Here is a 17,285-nt window from a genome sequence, read left to right on the forward strand (position 1 = left end):
GCAACAAAATTTAGTATACTTAGCATATCTTTAAATGAAAAGGTTTGATGTTAATGCGATGGATTGTTGGAATCTTAATTAATGCTGTGCTGTTTATTGCAATATCCGGATATTTTGATGGCTTTTATGTATCGAGCGTTGGTTCAGCAATAATGGCAAGTATTTTATTATCAATATTAAATATTTTAGTGAGGCCGATTTTGATTTTGTTAACATTGCCCATTACTGTCGTAACATTGGGGCTATTTTTATTGGTTATCAATGCTGTCACCCTTATTATGACAGATAAGTTTATGGGAAATCGTTTCGAAATCGATAGTTTTGGAATGGCCTTGCTCGTAGCAATTATGATGGCTATTGTTAATCTCATTCTGCAGAAAACGGTCTTTAACAAGGAAAATAGAGGATAATCAAAAAGGGTCGAGGAGTGGTCTCATAGATCTAGCACATCACATATATCTATTTACAATAAGATATGATAAATGTGGTGGAGGATCTTTCTGTTGAGAAAGCTCAAGGCTCTTTTTTTACAATATTTCCCTCCTTTTATGATTTAGCAAAAGGGCTGGTCTAGAAGATTATATAAATGATAAAATAATATGAGGCTTTGAAATCATTCGATTAATATCGTTTTTTAAAGATTTTACATCGGATCTTGTAATAGGAGGATTAAAAAATTGGCAAAGGTTCGTGTTGCAGATATTATACAAAAGTTTAATCTCGAATTAGTAAGTGGTGAGGAAGGGATTCATCGTCCCATTACAACAAGTGATATTTCACGTCCTGGTTTAGAAATGACTGGCTTCTTTGACTACTATCCTGCAGATCGGATACAGTTGCTAGGAATGGCAGAGATTACATTCAGCCAACGTCTTACTTCCGAGGAACGTAAGCAACGGATGGAAAAACTATGCAGCGATATCACACCAGGAATTATTATATCGCGTGATTTGCCCGTACCTGAAGAATTAATAGAGGCTTCTGAGGAATATTCTATTCCTGTCATGAAAACACCGATGAAAACAACACGGTTTTCCAGTCGTTTGACAAACTACTTAGAATATAAATTAGCTCCGACAACTGCAGTACATGGTGTTCTTGTAGATGTGTACGGCGTTGGCGTGTTAATTACAGGAAGCAGCGGGGTTGGTAAAAGTGAGACGGCTTTAGAGCTTGTAAAACGTGGGCATCGTCTTGTAGCAGATGATTGTGTGGAAATTGTTCAGCAGGAAGAAGGCTCTCTAATTGGACATGCACCTGACTTAATTGAGCATCTTTTAGAGATTAGAGGTCTTGGCATTATTAATGTAATGACATTGTTTGGTGCAGGGGCTGTTCGAAGCCATAAACGCATAACGATGATCGCAAGTCTAGAACTATGGGATCAGCATAAGCATTATGATCGTCTCGGTTTAGATGAGGAAAAAGTTAAAATCATCGATACCGAAATTACAAAAATTACTGTTCCTGTCCGACCTGGGCGAAATCTAGCAATTATTATCGAAGTGGCAGCGATGAATTACCGGTTGAAAAATATGGGTGTCAATACTGCTCAGCAGTTTACAAGTAAGCTTGCAAATGCCATTGAAGAGCATAGCAACCATGATCATACACAGTTTAACTAAATCAGTTTATACAAAAAGAAGCAGAAATCATTCCCATCAAGATACAAATGTATTATAAGCACACGAATAAATATCTATTATGGATGTGAAAGAGGAGAAGGTATAAATGGAATCAAATATTAAACCATTAAATCCAATTGCCTTTCATTTAGGCGGGCTCGAGGTCCATTGGTATGGAATTATTATTGGCTGTGGAATTATTTTAGGATTATATATTGCGATGCACGAAGCGGCAAAACGCGGAGTTGACCAAAATATCATTGCGGACTTACTTATTTGGGCTATTCCAATTTCGATTATTTGCGCACGTATTTACTATGTATTGTTTGAATGGGGATACTATTCACAACATCCAAACGAAATTATAAAAATTTGGAATGGCGGAATTGCCATTCATGGAGCATTAATTGGGGCCGTCGTAACAGCCATTATTTTCACAAGAAAAAAAGGTGTTTCTTTCTGGAAAGTTGCAGATATTGTTGCGCCAAGTATTATTTTAGGACAAGGTATTGGACGCTGGGGAAATTTTATGAACCAAGAGGCGCATGGACGTGAAGTCAGCCGACAGTTTTTAGAACATCTTCATTTGCCAGATTTTATTATTAATCAAATGTACATAGATGGTACTTATTATCAGCCGACATTTTTATATGAATCTTTATGGGATATTCTCGGTTTTGTTATTTTGATTTTGTTAAGAAGAGCAAGTTTACATAGGGGAGAAATTTTCTTAAGCTATTTAATTTGGTATTCTATTGGCCGATTTTTTGTCGAAGGCTTACGTACAGATAGTTTAATGTTGACAAGTCATTTGCGGATTGCACAAGTAGTATCCATTGTCCTTATTATCATCGGATTATTTTTATGGGTTTATCGCAGAAAAACTGGTTTATCATCTAAATTGTATACAGAGCTTTAAACTCCGACAAAAAGATATCATTCAATCTTTGAAGCCTACATTAATAACAGCCTTTAAAATAACGTGAACTTTGGGGAAGATGATCTTCCCCATTATATTTATTGTAACGATTTTACAATATACACCTGTAAAGCGTTAAACTGCACACGTGAATGGAAACTTTTTGTTTGTAAAATATATTTATATTTAGAGAAATCAACTTCTCTTATTGATCAACCTATATTGACCGGAGCGGAAATCCATTATGTATTTAAACTGTTCATAAAGAGTTGAATTAGAGCAGAAGGTGCGAGAATCCTGCGGGAATAGCGGAATAGATGAGACCCCACAGGCGTGTAGCGCTGAGGAAACTCAACATCCCCCCACGGAAAGCGAGCATCCTGGAGTGGAAATCAGTAACTCCCTTTGATGAAAATCAGATAATAGTACGAAAACAGACTTGTTTAAAGTGTGCTGTAATTAAAAGAAGTGGATTTTACATAACCTATTTATTAAAAAAGATTGAAGCGGAAGGATGCGAGACTCCTGCGGGAATAGCGGAATAGATGAGACCCCGCAGGCGTGCAGCGCCGAGGAGGCTCAGCATTCGCCCGCGGAAAGCGAGCATCCTGGATCGGAAATCAACTCCTTTCCTGTTAAACCAACAACAAAGCTTGCGAAAACAGCTTTATAAGCAAATAATCATTTTTTATGTTTAACCTGTTAGAAAACCAGTTTGAAGCGGAAGGTGCTTGCGGGAAAAGCGAGATTGCGGAGACCCCACAGGCGTGCAGCGCCGAGGAGACCCAGCATCCCCCCGCGGAAAGCGAAACCCTGAAGCGAAAATCATTACTCCTTTTCCAGTTTATTTAAATAGAAAGGTGGCTTTTACATGCAAAAACAAATTACAACACTACTGTTTGATTTTGACGGTACATTAATCGATACAAATGAATTAATTACACAATCACATTTACATACACTCAATAAGTATTATCCTGGACGTTATAAACGCGAAGATGTACTAGTGTTTAACGGACCACCATTAATAGAAAGCTTCTCGACTATTGATCCAGAGCGGGCTGCTGAAATGGTGGAAACATACCGTGCTTTCAATCTTGCTCATCATGATGAATTGATAAAAGAATTTCCAGATGTCTTAGAGACTTTAAAAGAACTAAAGGAAAAACAGTTTAAGCTTGCCATTGTTTCTACGAAATTTCGAGACACTTTGCTGCGCGGATTAAACCTCATTCATCTTGATTCAATTTTCGATGTTATTGTGACACTAGATGATGTGAAACATGCCAAACCACATCCGGAGCCAATCGAAAAAGCATTGCAATTATTAGGGTCAGAACCAGGAGAGACATTGATGGTTGGAGATAATTCTCATGATATTGAATCAGGAAAGAATGCAGGTACATATACAGCTGGAGTTGCTTGGTCCGCAAAAGGGCGTGCTTATCTTGAAGCACTTCAACCAGATTTTATCCTTGAGAAAATGACGGATCTCTATTCAATATTAGGAGTTCGGCATCCATGAGAAATACAGAGCGGCATCGTGTTTCAGGAGCGAATTCGCTATGGCAAATTTATAAAACTGTGTCATTTTGGAAAGTGATGAAAAACTTTACGATCATTCAAATTGCTCGATATATGCCTTTTCTGAAAGTGAAAAATTGGCTATATCGGGCTTTCTTAAAAATGAATGTTGGTGATCAAACGGCTTTTGCTTTAATGGTAATGGTCGATATTATGTTTCCTGAAAAAATCACAGTCGGACGGAATTCGATTATTGGTTACAATACAACCATCCTTGCCCACGAATACTTAATTGATGAATACCGACTTGGTGAAGTCATTATCGGCAATGAAGTAATGATTGGTGCCAATACAACGATTCTTCCAGGAGTAAAGATTGGAGATCGGGCAATTGTTTCAGCGGGGACTGTTGTTCATAAAGATGTACCAGCAGGGGCATTTGTAGGTGGAAATCCTATGAGATTGATTTATACAAAAGAAGAAATGGAAAATAGAAAAAAATAACTTTAGTGGTAGTAGAACTGTCTCATTCAAGGTTCATTATTAAATCAAATATATGTTATACTACAATAAACTAACTATGTATAAAAATATTTGTGAGGGACCTTCATGGCAAAAGATATAGAAATACAACAAGAGCGGGATAATATTCGTTTCTTTATCCCTTCAGGGGATTTCTACTTTAATAAAGGAATGGACGCTTTTTACCGTAGTGATTTACAAAAGGCAAAAAAATATCTAGAACGTGCTGTACAATTGGAGCCAAAAGATCCGGTTTTTACTTTGCAATTGGCGGTCATTTATTCGCATTGTGAAGAGTTTCAACAAGCCATTGAGTTATTTCAAAGAATTTTAAAAGATTTGAATCCAAAAATGGTGGATTGCTATTATTTTATTGCTCATAATTATACGGAGCTTGGGTATTTTAATGAAGCTTATTATCATGTGAAAAAGTATCTTGAAAAAGATCCAGATGGGAAATATAAAGAAGAAGCGGAAGAATTACTGTACTTGATTGAAACAGAAGATGACGATTTTGAGTATTCATTATATGAGCAAGATGAATTAATGATGAAGCAAGAAGAAGCAAGATGGCTCCTTGAAACGGGTAATTTTGAAAAGGCCTTAATCCAATTGCGGGAATTAATTGAAAAGTATCCAGATTATTGGTCTTCCTATAATAACATGGCCCTTGCTTATTTTTATTTAGGACAAGTCGATCAAGCAGTTGAGGTGTTGGAGGAATTACTTGAAAAAAATCCTGGGAATTTACACGGATTGTGCAATTTGGCTGTCTTTTTCTATCACCATCGAAGAGATGAGGAATTAGGAAAGATACTAGAAGGACTTGAAAAGGTTCAGCCGTTATCGACTGATCATCAATATAAATTAGGGGCAACCTTTGCAATTGTCGGACGTTATGAACAGGCATATTATTGGCTAAACCTCTTAAAGAAGCGGGGGTTTGAGGGAGATGCCTCTTTTTATTATTGGTTGTCTAATGCAGCCCATCATACAGGACAATTCCAAGTGTCAAAAGCCGCATGGGAGCAGCTGTTAAAACTTGATCCAGAGAAAAAAGGACGGGAGCCATGGTTTCATCAGAATGAGCCTTTTCTTTATTTAGAAGAAGATATTAATGCTATTTTAAAAATGTTAAGCAGTGATAAAATGGTTGAACGTTTATTTGCCATCTTTCTTCTAGGAAATTCCTCACACCGAGATGAAATTATTGCTCATCCGGATTTCAAAGATTTAAATGAGTTTTCATTAACGGAAAAGCTTTATTTATCGCATGTTCTTGCGACGAAAACAAATATATCCTCTAATGTAAAGGAAATGTTTGTGCAAGCACATCAAGTAGCTTGTTTATTGCATGAGCATCACCGTCCGATTCATACAAACGCTCGTGATTTGTTTCTTTTATGGTTTTCAATCTTCTTGGAAGGATTGAAAAAGGAAGAGTTATTTAAAAATGAAAATGCTTATGCAGCAGCAACAGATTATGTTTGGAATAAACTAAATGGTGGTAATTTATCGCAAGCAGCAATTGCAAAGCAGTATCATATTTCAGTTTCAACTTTACAGAAATATGCCAAAAAAATACGTATGTTTATTCAATGAGCATTTTTTTGGACGAAGTGACAAGCATTTTTTATACTAAATGAAAGGACAGTAACCTGTCATTCCTTGAACTTATTTCCCCCACTTACAGGTGGGGATTCATTTTGATATAGAAAATGAATGTATGAAACTAATCTTATGTGGAAGTTTAAGAAAAAAATTACCAAAAGGAGTGTTGAAAATGGCAGATGAACAAATTTATGACGTTGTAATTATCGGCGCTGGTCCTGCGGGGATGACAGCTGCAGTTTACGCTTCACGTGCCAATTTGAAAACAGTTATGATCGAACGTGGCGTTCCTGGTGGACAAATGGCAAATACTGAAGAAGTTGAAAACTATCCTGGATATGATTCTATTCTCGGACCTGAGCTTTCAAATAAAATGTTTGAACATGCGAAAAAATTTGGCGCTGAATATGCTTATGGAGATATAAAGGAAATTGTTGTAGACGGGGATTATAAAATCGTAAAAGCCGGATCAAAGGAGTACAAAACTCTTGCTGTTATTATCGCAACAGGTGCAGAATATAAGAAATTGGGCGTTGCCGGCGAAAATGAACTAGGCGGTCGCGGAGTTTCTTATTGTGCTGTTTGTGACGGTGCTTTCTTTAAAGGAAAAAATCTAGTTGTAGTTGGTGGCGGGGATTCGGCTGTTGAAGAAGGAGTTTATTTAACTAGATTTGCAAGTAAAGTAACAATCGTCCACCGTCGTGATCAGTTGCGTGCACAAAAAATTCTTCAAGATCGGGCTTTTAAAAATGAAAAAGTTGAGTTTATTTGGAACCATACAGTAAAAGAAATTAATGAAAAAGATGGTAAAGTCGGATCTGTAACCCTTGTGAATACTGAAACAGGGGAAGAGAAACCATTTGAGACAGATGGTGTTTTCATCTACATTGGAATGGTGCCATTAACTAAATCTTTCCAAAGTCTCGGAATCACAAATGATGAAGGATATATTGTGACAAATGATGAAATGGAAACAAATATTCCTGGAATATTTGCAGCTGGAGATGTTCGTGAAAAAACACTTCGTCAAATCGTAACTGCTACTGGTGACGGAAGTATTGCTGCTCAAAATGCTCAGCACTATGTAGAGGAAATCAAAGAAAAATTGAATGTTTAAAAAGTTATGTTGTTTTAATGTTATTGTAACGGACATGAAATAATAAATTGTTACGATAATAATGTAGAAATTAACCCCCTTTTTAATAAATTTCTCCTTGAGCACAGTATATCTGTGCTCTTTTTTTAGTAATATCAATAAACGAATACAAAAATGTTTTTTTCTAGGTTCTGTAAATGGTAATTATAGTTGATTTGCTGTTATTAGCGGAACTCTGTTTATTGACGTTTAGCTATGATGGAGTATAACTAAAAATCTAATTCAATTTCCGTCGTACGCCTTCTTAAAAAGGAAAATGAGTTGGATTTTTCTTGAAAGCATGCCTATCTCTTTCATTGTTCATGAGTTTTATAAATAGTATAATATAAGCAAGTATCAGTCCGTTTTTATCAAATGTTCTCAAATTGGAAATATAACTTTACCATGAACTAACTTAAACATGCTCTTTTTAGTTGTGCGATTGTCAAATAGATGAATGAGGAATTGAGGTGTATCATTTGCAGCGTATTACAAATTGTGTGTACATGAAAGATGATAAAGTTTTATTATTACAAAAGCCGCGAAGAAATTGGTGGGTAGCTCCAGGCGGGAAAATGGAACAAGGTGAATCGATACGAGAAGCGATTACCCGGGAATTTCGTGAAGAAACGGGAATTTATATTAAAAACCCAGAATTAAAAGGGGTTTTTACGATTCTAATTAAAGACGGGGATCAAGTTGTATCTGAATGGATGATGTTTACCTTTTTAGCTACCGAAGGAGATGGTACTCATTTAGAAGTGTCACCAGAAGGGATATTACAATGGCATTCTCTGAATGAGATGAAAAACTTACCAATGGCAGAAGGCGATCATCATATTCTTGATTATATGGTGCAAGGTAGTAAAATGATCTATGGCCAATTTACTTATACACCTGATTTTGAACTTCTTTCATACCGACTTGATCCCAGCTAAATATAAGCGTAAGCTAATTCTTGCTGCTTTTTGGGACTATGTGTAAAGCATACCTAAAAGCCTATAAGCAATTCTCTATAGTACCCATTTAAACTAAGGCTGTTTTCGTGAATTTTTTGTTTGGCATCAAATTGTTCATATTGTTGATGTGCGCGAAAGGAGTGAGACTCCCGCGGAAAACGAGTATCCTTGAGCGAATATCAACTACCTCCTTTTTAACGAAAACGAAACAAGCCTGTTCTTCCTGCCTTGGTGGGAGAATGTAAGCTCATGATTTAACATTGTCTTTAAATGAAAAGAGAGTCGCTTTTAACTTTTGTTCCTTTCGATAGGGGGAAAAAACAATGAATACAGAACTAGATAAAGTACAACTCGTGATCATTACCGGTATGAGTGGAGCAGGTAAAACAGTAGCTATTCAAAGCTTTGAAGATTTAGGCTTTTTCTGTGTAGATAATTTACCACCAACACTTTTACCAAAGTTTCTTGAACTTATGAAAGACACAAGTAATAAAATGAATAAAGTAGCCCTTGTTATGGATTTACGCGGTCGTGAATTTTTTGATTTTCTGTTTAAATCGCTAGATGAATTGGATCATATTGCATGGGTTACACCAAAAATTATTTTTTTAGATGCCGAAGATTCTGTGCTAGTCCGAAGATATAAAGAAACACGAAGATCACATCCTTTAGCGCCATCTAGTTTACCGTTAGAGGGAATTCAACAAGAACGCAAGCTTTTAGAGGACTTAAAAGGACGATCACAAATTATTTTAAATACGTCAAAGATGAAGCCCCGGGAATTACGGGAAAAAATTATTACGGAATTTTCCGTGGAAAAACAGCCTATTTTTACGGTTAATGTTGTATCGTTTGGTTTTAAAAATGGAATTCCAATTGATAGTGATTTAGTTTTTGACGTCCGTTTTCTTCCAAATCCTTTTTATATTGAGCATATGCGTCCAAAGACAGGGCTAGATAAAGAAGTTTATGATTATGTTTTTAAATGGAATGAAACACAAACATTTGCAAACAAGTTAACAGATTTACTTTCCTTTATGCTGCCGCATTATAAACGAGAAGGAAAAAGCCAGCTTGTTATTGGAATTGGGTGCACGGGTGGTCAACATCGCTCAGTTGCACTAGCCGAATATATCGGTCAGTATTTTAAAAAAGATTATCATACGAGAATTTCTCATCGTGATATGAAGGGAAAGGAAAAGAACTAATGAGTGATAATAAACAGCCAAGAATTGTCATCATTGGTGGTGGAACAGGGCTGCCTGTTTTATTAAGAGGAATTAAAAAATATCCTGTTGATATCAGTGCGATCGTGACTGTTGCAGATGATGGCGGGAGCTCTGGTCGAATTCGCAATGAAATGAATATTCCATCTCCAGGTGATATTCGCAATGTATTAGCTGCATTATCGGATGTTGAGCCTCTTTTTGAACAGATGTTTCAGCATCGTTTTAAAACGAAGAATGAATTGTCGGGGCATTCTCTTGGAAATTTGATCATTGCGGCATTGACCTCAATTACTGGAGATTTCGTGCACGCCATTCAAGAAGTCAGTAAAGTACTAAACGTACGTGGAGAAGTGTTGCCAGCTGCTAACCAAAGTGTTATTCTTCATGCGGAAATGGAAGATGGATCAATCGTTTCTGGAGAATCGAAAATTCCTTTTTCAGGGAAAAAAATCAAAAGGGTGTTTTTAACACCAGAAAAGATCTCACCATTACCCCATACGTTAAAGGCAATTGAGGAAGCAGATTTAATTGTCATTGGCCCAGGAAGTTTATATACAAGTATTTTACCTAGTTTACTTGTTCCTGGATTAGGTGAAGCGGTTTGTAATGCCTCAGCCAAAAAAGTATATGTATGTAATTTAATGACGCAAGCAGGGGAAACACTTGATTTTACGGCAAGTGATCATGTTAAAGTATTAATCGATCATATGAAAAATGCGTGTATCGATAAAATTTTAGTTAATAATCAAGAAATCCCTGTGTCGATTCAAGAACGATACCGTGAAGAATTAGCTAAGCCAGTTATATATGATGTTGAAGCATTATCACAATTAGGATTGGAAATTATTTCAGATCGAATTCTCACTTATGAGGACGGCTATATTCGTCATGATACGAATAAAGTAGCGAGTATTCTTTATTCATTATTGAAAAGTAATGGAAAATAATTGAATTGTTCATGGATGAATATGATAGTTGATCATATCGCGTCCCCTTCAATAGCCTATTTAATATCACATTAGTGATAGCGAACGAATGAAAGGCGCGTTCTATACTGTTCTTAGGGGGTCTGAGCGATGTCATTTGCTTCAGAAATTAAAAAGGAACTTACGAATCTATCTGTTACAGATTGTTGTGCAAAGGCAGAATTATCCGCTCTTATTCGTATGAACGGTTCCCTGTCTTTTTCAAATAAAGTGCTTGTTGTGAATGTTCAAACCGAAAATGCAGCGATTGCTCGGAGAATCTACATCCTTGTAAAAAGATTATATGATATTCCTGTGGAATTATTAGTTAGAAAAAAAATGCGCCTGAAGAAAAATAACGTTTATATTGTCAGACTTAAGGCAGGCGCAAAAGAAGTATTGGAAGATTTACAGATACTAGGTGAGAATTTTACATTTATACAAGATATTTCTCCAAATCTTATTAAGAAAAAATGCTGCAAGCGCTCCTATTTACGCGGAGCCTTCCTTGCTGGTGGATCTGTCAATAATCCTGAAACATCTTCTTATCATTTAGAAATCTTTTCACTTTATAAGGAGCATAATGATTCTCTTTGTAAGCTAATGAATGCTTTTCAATTGAACAGTAAAACACTCGAAAGAAAAAAAGGGTTTATAACCTATTTAAAAGAAGCAGAGAAAATCACTGAATTTCTTAACATTGTTGGCGCACATAATGCTCTTCTTCGTTTTGAAGATGTACGAATTGTAAGAGATATGCGCAATTCAGTTAATCGTCTAGTGAATTGTGAAACAGCTAATTTAAATAAGACAATTGGTGCAGCTCTTAGGCAGGTAGAAAATATTCGATATATAGAAGAAACAGTGGGCCTGCAAGTATTACCTGACAAATTAAGAGAAATTGCTGAATTACGGGTAGCACATCAAGATGTTACGTTAAAGGAATTAGGTGAGATGGTATCGGGGGGCAAAATAAGCAAATCTGGTATTAATCACCGCTTGCGTAAAATTGATGAAATTGCTGATAAACTACGAGCAAATGATTCGAATCATCAGACTGTATTCGAATCTACACAAACATCCCAATAATTGCTCTATTTGTATGTAAGTTTTGGGGGAGGAATCAATCTCCTCTCTCATTAAAAAAGGAGAGGTGAGTAACATGATTGTCGAACAGGTCGAAGTTAAATTAAAGCATGGTTTGCAAGCGCGACCAGCAGCATTATTTGTTCAGCAAGCAAATCGATTTGCTTCCGAAATATTTCTTGAAAAAGATGAGAAAAAAGTAAACGTAAAAAGTATTATGGGATTGATGAGTCTTGCGGTAGGGCATGGTTCAGTTATCACTTTAATTGTGGACGGTCCTGATGAGCAAGAAGCATTTGAAGAGCTAAAAAAATATATTGAAGATCGCTAACAGAAAAATCCTACGAAGGATATTGATTTTTTCGTAGGATTTTTCTTTTGAACTAATTTTCTAGTTGCTTCGTTTTTACGGTTAAGAGAAACAGTGAAAAAATTGCTGAATGAAAAAGGTAGTTATAAAGAATAGGACTGAATTATTATAAGCCTTTGTGCCAATACAAATAAAATAAGGATACCCAAGTATTTGGGCATCCTTAATCATTCATGATTATTCATTATTTCCTTTTAGCTCATTACGTGTAATGATATGGTCGATTAATCCATATTCTTTTGCTTTTTCAGCAGTCATGAAATTATCGCGATCAGTATCTTTTTCAATCACTTCAATTGGTTGACCTGTATGATCTGATAAGATTTTATTTAATTTTTCACGAGTGAAGAGAATATGTTTTGCAGCAATTTCGATTTCAGTTGCTTGACCTTGTGCTCCGCCTAATGGTTGGTGAATCATTACTTCACTGTTTGGAAGGGCATAGCGTTTCCCTTTTGCACCAGCTGTTAATAATACAGAACCCATAGATGCAGCCATACCAATACAAATTGTTTGGACATCTGGCTTAATAAATTGCATTGTATCGTAAATAGCCAAACCAGCTGTTACACTGCCACCAGGGCTGTTAATATATAGGGATATATCTTTTTCCGGATTTTCTGATTCTAGAAATAATAATTGGGAAACAATTGAGTTAGCTACGTTATCATCAATTGCACTACCTAGCATAATAATACGATCCTTTAATAAACGGGAATAAATATCATATGCGCGTTCTCCACGATTCGTTTGTTCAATTACTGTAGGAATTAAATTCATTCTTTTTTCCTCCTTTAACGGGTTCATGTTTTCTTATCGTTTTCATTTGAGTTCAATAAGATAGGGATTAATGATAATCCTTATGTATTGTAATCATACAATATTGGTCAATTAAGGTCAAACCATTCGCTTGATTTTTCTCATAAATTTTGGATTTCTTTCAAAAGATTGCTGTTTTGTTAAATTTCCGCTCCAGGATGCTGCTTTCTGTGCGCAGATGTTGAGCCCGCTCCAATCAACTTTATGGATAGTATGAAAAGAAAACAACAAAGCTTATGAAAACAGCATATAATGTTGATCATTGACCATAAGACTTCTACTGGAAACATTTTCTTCTATAGAATACCATATTATCCAATTTTTCAGTAATTTAAACAAAATTAAGTATTGCAATTAGCTGTTATATCCACTATAATTAATAATTGTTCGATAAATATGCCCTCGTGGTGCAACGGATAGCACGTGAGATTCCGGTTCTTAAGATGTGGGTTCGATTCCTGCCGAGGGCGCTAAAAAATCAATATGAAACCCCTATTGAATTTATTTTTCGGTAGGGGTTTTTCTATTTTTCCAATTTCTAAGTTCGAGCAGCAACGAAGCGGCTCAGCTGACTGCGGAAAGCGAATGGTAAGCTTCGGAGAACACAGCAATAAGAATCGTCCCTGCATATTTATAACGCAGGGATTTTTTATATTTTGTATAATTTTCATTATAGAATAGCAGAGGATACTTGTGTAACAATACATTTGGAGACTTTTAGATTCATTCAGAACTTTTTGATGAAGTATATATAAAATTTTTTTAATCCCCATTTTTTATCTTCCATAAAGTAAATTTGATGTTACAAAAACACCAGCAGGAGGAAGGAGATTACCTTTAATAGGCGGTCCAGTAAGGTTAGTGTTAGTTGTAGCGATCCATGTTCCGTGTTCACCAGCCTGCAAAGACGGAGGGTTCATTATGAGCGGGCCACTAAACAGTAAATGCCGGATGTGAATCCCGGCATCATCAAATAAAGTTAGGTGGCCGGAAAATGAAGCATATGGTGTTTGAAATGTTAGTTGTTTACTACTTTCATTCCAATATCCGTTAATTGGAATAGGGGTTCCACGAAAATTAATTGTACCACTTACCCTATTGTTCGTAATTGAATGAAGGGTGAGCACTCCCCAAATGATCGGTCTACCAGCAATAGTGGCATGGATGCCCCAATCCGATGGAAAGGGAATACTTGTCGAGCTTTTTTGTGGTGATGCCAAAAAAATCCCTCCTTATGAAAATTGATAAATCAGCATGTAGATGCTTTTCCACTTTCGACTTCAAATACCTTATGATCTTTTTACTGTTTGGAAAAAAGATAATAAAGTATATGCAACGAGCATGATATTTGAGCAAATAGAAATTCACATCTAATTTTCTTATGTCACATTCAGGACAGACAAAAACCGTCGTTATTTGAATAGAATATATTAATCAATTAGAAATGGATCGTAAGGCAGTCTTTTTTTAAATAGAAATCCTATATGTATGTAAGTGTCAGAAATGTGAATGGTAATATATGTAAATCAAACAGTTGAAAGATTCTATGATATACATACATTTATAAATATTGTATATTAAAGAAAGAGGGGGAAAACTTATGGATATTCAAGTTGGGTTATGGCAAAAACAATCCATGAAATTGGCAATGACTCAGGATTTAAAGCAAGCAATAGAAATGCTTCAATTTTCATCACAGGAATTGACATCTTTTCTTGAAGAAAAAGCTGAAGAGAATCCCCTAATTGAACTTTCGAATACACATATGAAGCTAGTAGATTCACGTTTTTCAAGTATGAACAAAAAGAAAAAAAGTAAAGATAATCAAGATAAATTATGGATTGAGCAAATTGCCGATCGCACGGATTCTCTTGAAGATCATCTTTTTATGCAGTTAGATTTGAAAACGTTGCCACAAAATATGGCTAAAATAATTCACTTATATATACATCATCTCGATGAAAATGGATATTTAAATATATCTGTAGAAACTGCAGCAAAACAAGCGAAAGTATCTACAGAGGAAGCACAAGAAGGATTGGAAATATTGCAAATGTTAGATCCAGCAGGCATTGGAGCACGTTCATTGCAAGAATGTTTGCTCATTCAAATTTCACGGGATGCGAAAGCACCAGCTATTGCGTCAGAAGTAATTGAACATCATTTCTTAGAATTCGCTGATAAAAAGTGGAAACATATTGCGAAAGCTATCAATGTTCCTATTCAAGATATACAAAAGGTTTCTGACTATATACAAACATTAAATCCGAGGCCTGCAGCACCATTTATTAATGACTTACCTCAATATATCACCCCGGATTTAATGGTGAAATATCATAACGGGGAACTAGAACTATATCTTGTAGAACATGCTGTGCCTCGGATAGGTTTAAATGAAGATTATACGAGTATGATGTCAGCATCACAAGATGAGCAAGTCAGCCAATTTTTAAAGGAAAAAGTCCAAGAATATCGATGGATCCAAAAAAGTATCCAGAGTAGAAAAGAAACTTTATTAAAAATTGGCAATATCTTATTGGAAAAACAACATGATTTCTTTTTATATGGGAAAGGACAGCTTAAGCCTTTAACAATGAAAGAAGTATCTGAAATGATTGATATGCATGAATCAACGGTAAGCCGGGCTGTTCGCGAAAAATATATACAAACGCCATTCGGCACATTCCCACTGAAGTCGTTTTTTTCAAATGCTTTGCCAATTCACACAGAAACAGGAGAAGATTCAGCATCAAGCACACAAATTAAAACGGCTATTTCTGATTTAATTGCCAAGGAAGATAAGAAAAAACCGTTATCAGATCAAGCGATTGTAAATCTCTTAAATCAAGAAGGCTATGCTATTTCCCGCAGAACTGTAGCGAAATATAGAGAGCAATTAAACATACCTTCTTCAGCCAAAAGGAAACGGTATGATGATTAACGTTTGGTTTACTGTTAGAGGCTGGGACAAAAGTATATTAACTAAAGAAAACCCGAATATTGCGCACCAACCTCGGTGCGGAAATATCCTTCGTTTTCCGCGGGAGGCTAGTGTGCCTCCTCGTGCTCATGCAGCACTGCGGGGTATCACCGATGCCTATCCTTCCGCAGGAGTCTACCTATATTTACAGAGCTGATTTGTCAATGTTCGTCTTTAGCTAGCTACCACTTTTGCGTTTTGTTCCAGCCTCAAAAAATAAATGTGCAATCTTTGTCAACGTTGTCGTAACAAAAAAATAACTGGTGAATAATATATGAACAAAGTGTAAAAGATACACAAAGATAGCGTTTTTAATAGAAAAAACAGTTGTTTTTAGTTGAAATTCAAAATTTATCCTGCTACAATAATAATCGTTGCAAGGGTTATTTTTTTAGGACTGAGTGGGACGTAAATCGTCTTACTGGGACTTTATACGACCCGTGCAGGAAATTGAAGGAGTAATCATCTATGCTGTCGTTGATAGAGGTTCAAAAAAAATTATTGCCTGATCTCTTAATAATAATGCAAAGACGCTATCAAATTTTGCGATCCATTTCATTTATGGAGCCTGTTGGAAGAAGAACATTGTCGCAAGCAATGGGGCTTTCAGAACGAGTACTTAGAAGTGAAGTAGAATTTTTGAAAAGCCAAAAACTTGTTGACATTAAATCTTCTGGTATGAGTATTACAAAAACGGGTTCTAAGCTTTTACAAGAATTGGAAATCATGATGAGAGAAATATCGGGTATTAATGAAATAGAAGTTCAGTTGAAGAAGAAATTGAACCTTGAAGACGTAATTGTTGTCCCAGGAAATAGCGATGAAGAGCCTTGGGTAAAAAATGAACTTGGAAGAGCATGTGCTTTAAGAATGAAAGCATGCTTAACTGGGAACAATATAATCGCTGTGACTGGTGGAACGACAATGGCAGCTGTTGCAGATGCATTAACTGCTGATTTTTCTAACGATCAACAAGAAGTTCTCTTCGTTGCCGCAAGAGGTGGCATTGGGGAAGATGTTGAAAATCAAGCAAATACGATCTGTGCCAAAATGGCAGAAAGATCTGGTAGAAAACATCGCGTTCTCTATGTTCCAGATCAAGTAAGCCCAGAAGTGTACAAATCAGTTGTCACTGAACCTTCTATCAAAGAAGTGCTCACTCTTATTAAACAAGCAAATATTGTGTTGCATGGCATTGGCGATGCTCTAGTGATGGCGAAACGCCGAAAAACAAAAGACGAAGAAATGGAAAAAATTCTTCAAGGGCATGCTGTAGGTGAAGCATTTGGCTATTACTTTAATGAACAAGGTGAAGTTGTTCATAGAGTACAAACGATAGGGTTGCATTTAAAAGATTTACCTCATGTCGAGCATGTACTTGCTGTAGCGGGCGGCGTTTCAAAAGCAAAGGCCATCAAAGCCTACATAAACAGCAAACCAAAATCAACTGTGCTAATTACAGATGAAGGTGCAGCAAAACAAATATTAGCTTGCTCTTAAATTTGTTTTTAAAAGGGATTTCCCTTTTGAAATATATAAAA

General features: G+C 36.0%; 16 protein-coding genes and 1 tRNA gene. 15 read left to right on the plus strand and 2 right to left on the minus strand.

The features are described from left to right. Nucleotides 1-53: 53 nt before the first annotated feature. From G4D61_RS04435 to G4D61_RS04490, 12 genes are all read left to right on the plus strand, one after another. Complete coding sequence (locus G4D61_RS04435; RefSeq protein ID WP_035353070.1) at nucleotides 54-410, plus strand: phage holin family protein; 357 nt, start codon at nucleotides 54-56, stop codon at nucleotides 408-410. A gap of 267 nt (nucleotides 411-677) precedes the next feature. Further along, nucleotides 678-1,625 carry an HPr(Ser) kinase/phosphatase gene (hprK, locus tag G4D61_RS04440; protein WP_025727138.1) on the plus strand — a complete coding sequence of 316 codons (948 nt, stop codon included), beginning with the start codon at nucleotides 678-680 and terminating at the stop codon, nucleotides 1,623-1,625. 106 nt (nucleotides 1,626-1,731) lie between these two features. After that, nucleotides 1,732-2,544 (plus strand): prolipoprotein diacylglyceryl transferase, encoded by an 813-nt coding sequence (lgt, locus tag G4D61_RS04445; RefSeq protein ID WP_025727137.1) that lies wholly within the window; start codon nucleotides 1,732-1,734, stop codon nucleotides 2,542-2,544. A gap of 871 nt (nucleotides 2,545-3,415) precedes the next feature. After that, nucleotides 3,416-4,069 (plus strand): pyrophosphatase PpaX, encoded by a 654-nt coding sequence (gene ppaX / locus G4D61_RS04450; RefSeq protein WP_025727136.1) that lies wholly within the window; start codon nucleotides 3,416-3,418, stop codon nucleotides 4,067-4,069. Continuing rightward, entirely contained in the window at nucleotides 4,066-4,572 is a 507-nt protein-coding gene (locus tag G4D61_RS04455; RefSeq protein WP_025727135.1) for an acyltransferase, read from the plus strand. The genes ppaX and G4D61_RS04455 overlap by 4 nt, the downstream gene beginning before the upstream one ends. Nucleotides 4,573-4,677: 105 nt before the next feature. Then, nucleotides 4,678-6,192, plus strand: a complete 1,515-nt coding sequence (locus G4D61_RS04460; protein ID WP_025727134.1) for a tetratricopeptide repeat protein — start codon at nucleotides 4,678-4,680, stop codon at nucleotides 6,190-6,192. Nucleotides 6,193-6,373: 181 nt separating this feature from the next. After that, nucleotides 6,374-7,318 (plus strand): thioredoxin-disulfide reductase, encoded by a 945-nt coding sequence (trxB, locus tag G4D61_RS04465; protein WP_163173323.1) that lies wholly within the window; start codon nucleotides 6,374-6,376, stop codon nucleotides 7,316-7,318. Between the two features lie 497 nt (nucleotides 7,319-7,815). Continuing rightward, entirely contained in the window at nucleotides 7,816-8,274 is a 459-nt protein-coding gene (locus tag G4D61_RS04470; RefSeq protein WP_025727132.1) for an NUDIX hydrolase, read from the plus strand. Between the two features lie 344 nt (nucleotides 8,275-8,618). Then, nucleotides 8,619-9,503 (plus strand): RNase adapter RapZ, encoded by an 885-nt coding sequence (gene rapZ / locus G4D61_RS04475; protein WP_025727131.1) that lies wholly within the window; start codon nucleotides 8,619-8,621, stop codon nucleotides 9,501-9,503. Further along, nucleotides 9,503-10,471 carry a gluconeogenesis morphogenetic factor MgfK gene (locus G4D61_RS04480; protein WP_025727130.1) on the plus strand — a complete coding sequence of 323 codons (969 nt, stop codon included), beginning with the start codon at nucleotides 9,503-9,505 and terminating at the stop codon, nucleotides 10,469-10,471. The genes rapZ and G4D61_RS04480 overlap by 1 nt, the downstream gene beginning before the upstream one ends. 129 nt (nucleotides 10,472-10,600) lie before the next feature. Next, nucleotides 10,601-11,578, plus strand: a complete 978-nt coding sequence (gene whiA / locus G4D61_RS04485) for a DNA-binding protein WhiA (RefSeq protein WP_025727129.1) — start codon at nucleotides 10,601-10,603, stop codon at nucleotides 11,576-11,578. Nucleotides 11,579-11,651: 73 nt separating this feature from the next. Continuing rightward, on the plus strand, nucleotides 11,652-11,906 hold the full coding sequence (locus G4D61_RS04490; protein WP_025727128.1) for an HPr family phosphocarrier protein: 255 nt from the start codon (nucleotides 11,652-11,654) through the stop codon (nucleotides 11,904-11,906). A gap of 216 nt (nucleotides 11,907-12,122) precedes the next feature. Here the strand turns inward: G4D61_RS04490 and clpP are convergent, their stop codons facing one another. After that, nucleotides 12,123-12,752, minus strand: a complete 630-nt coding sequence (gene clpP / locus G4D61_RS04495) for an ATP-dependent Clp endopeptidase proteolytic subunit ClpP (RefSeq protein WP_081749957.1) — start codon at nucleotides 12,750-12,752, stop codon at nucleotides 12,123-12,125. 410 nt (nucleotides 12,753-13,162) lie between these two features. On the opposite strand from clpP, the gene G4D61_RS04500 reads away from it, so the two are divergent. Further along, nucleotides 13,163-13,234 (plus strand) — tRNA-Arg (locus G4D61_RS04500). A gap of 306 nt (nucleotides 13,235-13,540) precedes the next feature. Here the strand turns inward: G4D61_RS04500 and G4D61_RS04505 are convergent. Continuing rightward, on the minus strand, nucleotides 13,541-13,984 hold the full coding sequence (locus tag G4D61_RS04505) for a hypothetical protein (RefSeq protein WP_025727125.1): 444 nt from the start codon (nucleotides 13,982-13,984) through the stop codon (nucleotides 13,541-13,543). 380 nt (nucleotides 13,985-14,364) lie between these two features. Between G4D61_RS04505 and rpoN the strand changes: the two genes are divergently transcribed. Together rpoN and G4D61_RS04515 are read left to right on the plus strand one after the other, a co-directional pair. Beyond that, nucleotides 14,365-15,705: an RNA polymerase factor sigma-54 gene (gene rpoN / locus G4D61_RS04510; RefSeq protein ID WP_025727124.1), complete on the plus strand. Its 1,341-nt coding sequence runs from the start codon at nucleotides 14,365-14,367 to the stop codon at nucleotides 15,703-15,705. Between the two features lie 507 nt (nucleotides 15,706-16,212). Beyond that, nucleotides 16,213-17,244, plus strand: a complete 1,032-nt coding sequence (locus tag G4D61_RS04515; RefSeq protein WP_025727122.1) for a sugar-binding transcriptional regulator — start codon at nucleotides 16,213-16,215, stop codon at nucleotides 17,242-17,244. Nucleotides 17,245-17,285: the final 41 nt, after the last annotated feature.

Source organism: Heyndrickxia ginsengihumi, assembly GCF_011008565.1.
Taxonomy (GTDB): Bacteria; Bacillota; Bacilli; order Bacillales; family Bacillaceae_C; genus Weizmannia; species Weizmannia ginsengihumi.

Bases quoted from the DNA above. Each gene is read 5' to 3' on its own strand.
- G4D61_RS04435 (WP_035353070.1), top strand. From the start codon at position 54: ATGCGATGGATTGTTGGAATCTTAATTAATGCTGTGCTGTTTATTGCA.
- lgt (WP_025727137.1), top strand. From the start codon at position 1,732: ATGGAATCAAATATTAAACCATTAAATCCAATTGCCTTTCATTTAGGC.
- ppaX (WP_025727136.1), top strand. From the start codon at position 3,416: ATGCAAAAACAAATTACAACACTACTGTTTGATTTTGACGGTACATTA.
- G4D61_RS04455 (WP_025727135.1), top strand. From the start codon at position 4,066: ATGAGAAATACAGAGCGGCATCGTGTTTCAGGAGCGAATTCGCTATGG.
- G4D61_RS04460 (WP_025727134.1), top strand. From the start codon at position 4,678: ATGGCAAAAGATATAGAAATACAACAAGAGCGGGATAATATTCGTTTC.
- trxB (WP_163173323.1), top strand. From the start codon at position 6,374: ATGGCAGATGAACAAATTTATGACGTTGTAATTATCGGCGCTGGTCCT.
- rapZ (WP_025727131.1), top strand. From the start codon at position 8,619: ATGAATACAGAACTAGATAAAGTACAACTCGTGATCATTACCGGTATG.
- G4D61_RS04480 (WP_025727130.1), top strand. From the start codon at position 9,503: ATGAGTGATAATAAACAGCCAAGAATTGTCATCATTGGTGGTGGAACA.
- whiA (WP_025727129.1), top strand. From the start codon at position 10,601: ATGTCATTTGCTTCAGAAATTAAAAAGGAACTTACGAATCTATCTGTT.
- G4D61_RS04490 (WP_025727128.1), top strand. From the start codon at position 11,652: ATGATTGTCGAACAGGTCGAAGTTAAATTAAAGCATGGTTTGCAAGCG.
- clpP (WP_081749957.1), bottom strand. From the start codon at position 12,752: ATGAACCCGTTAAAGGAGGAAAAAAGAATGAATTTAATTCCTACAGTA.
- rpoN (WP_025727124.1), top strand. From the start codon at position 14,365: ATGGATATTCAAGTTGGGTTATGGCAAAAACAATCCATGAAATTGGCA.
- G4D61_RS04515 (WP_025727122.1), top strand. From the start codon at position 16,213: ATGCTGTCGTTGATAGAGGTTCAAAAAAAATTATTGCCTGATCTCTTA.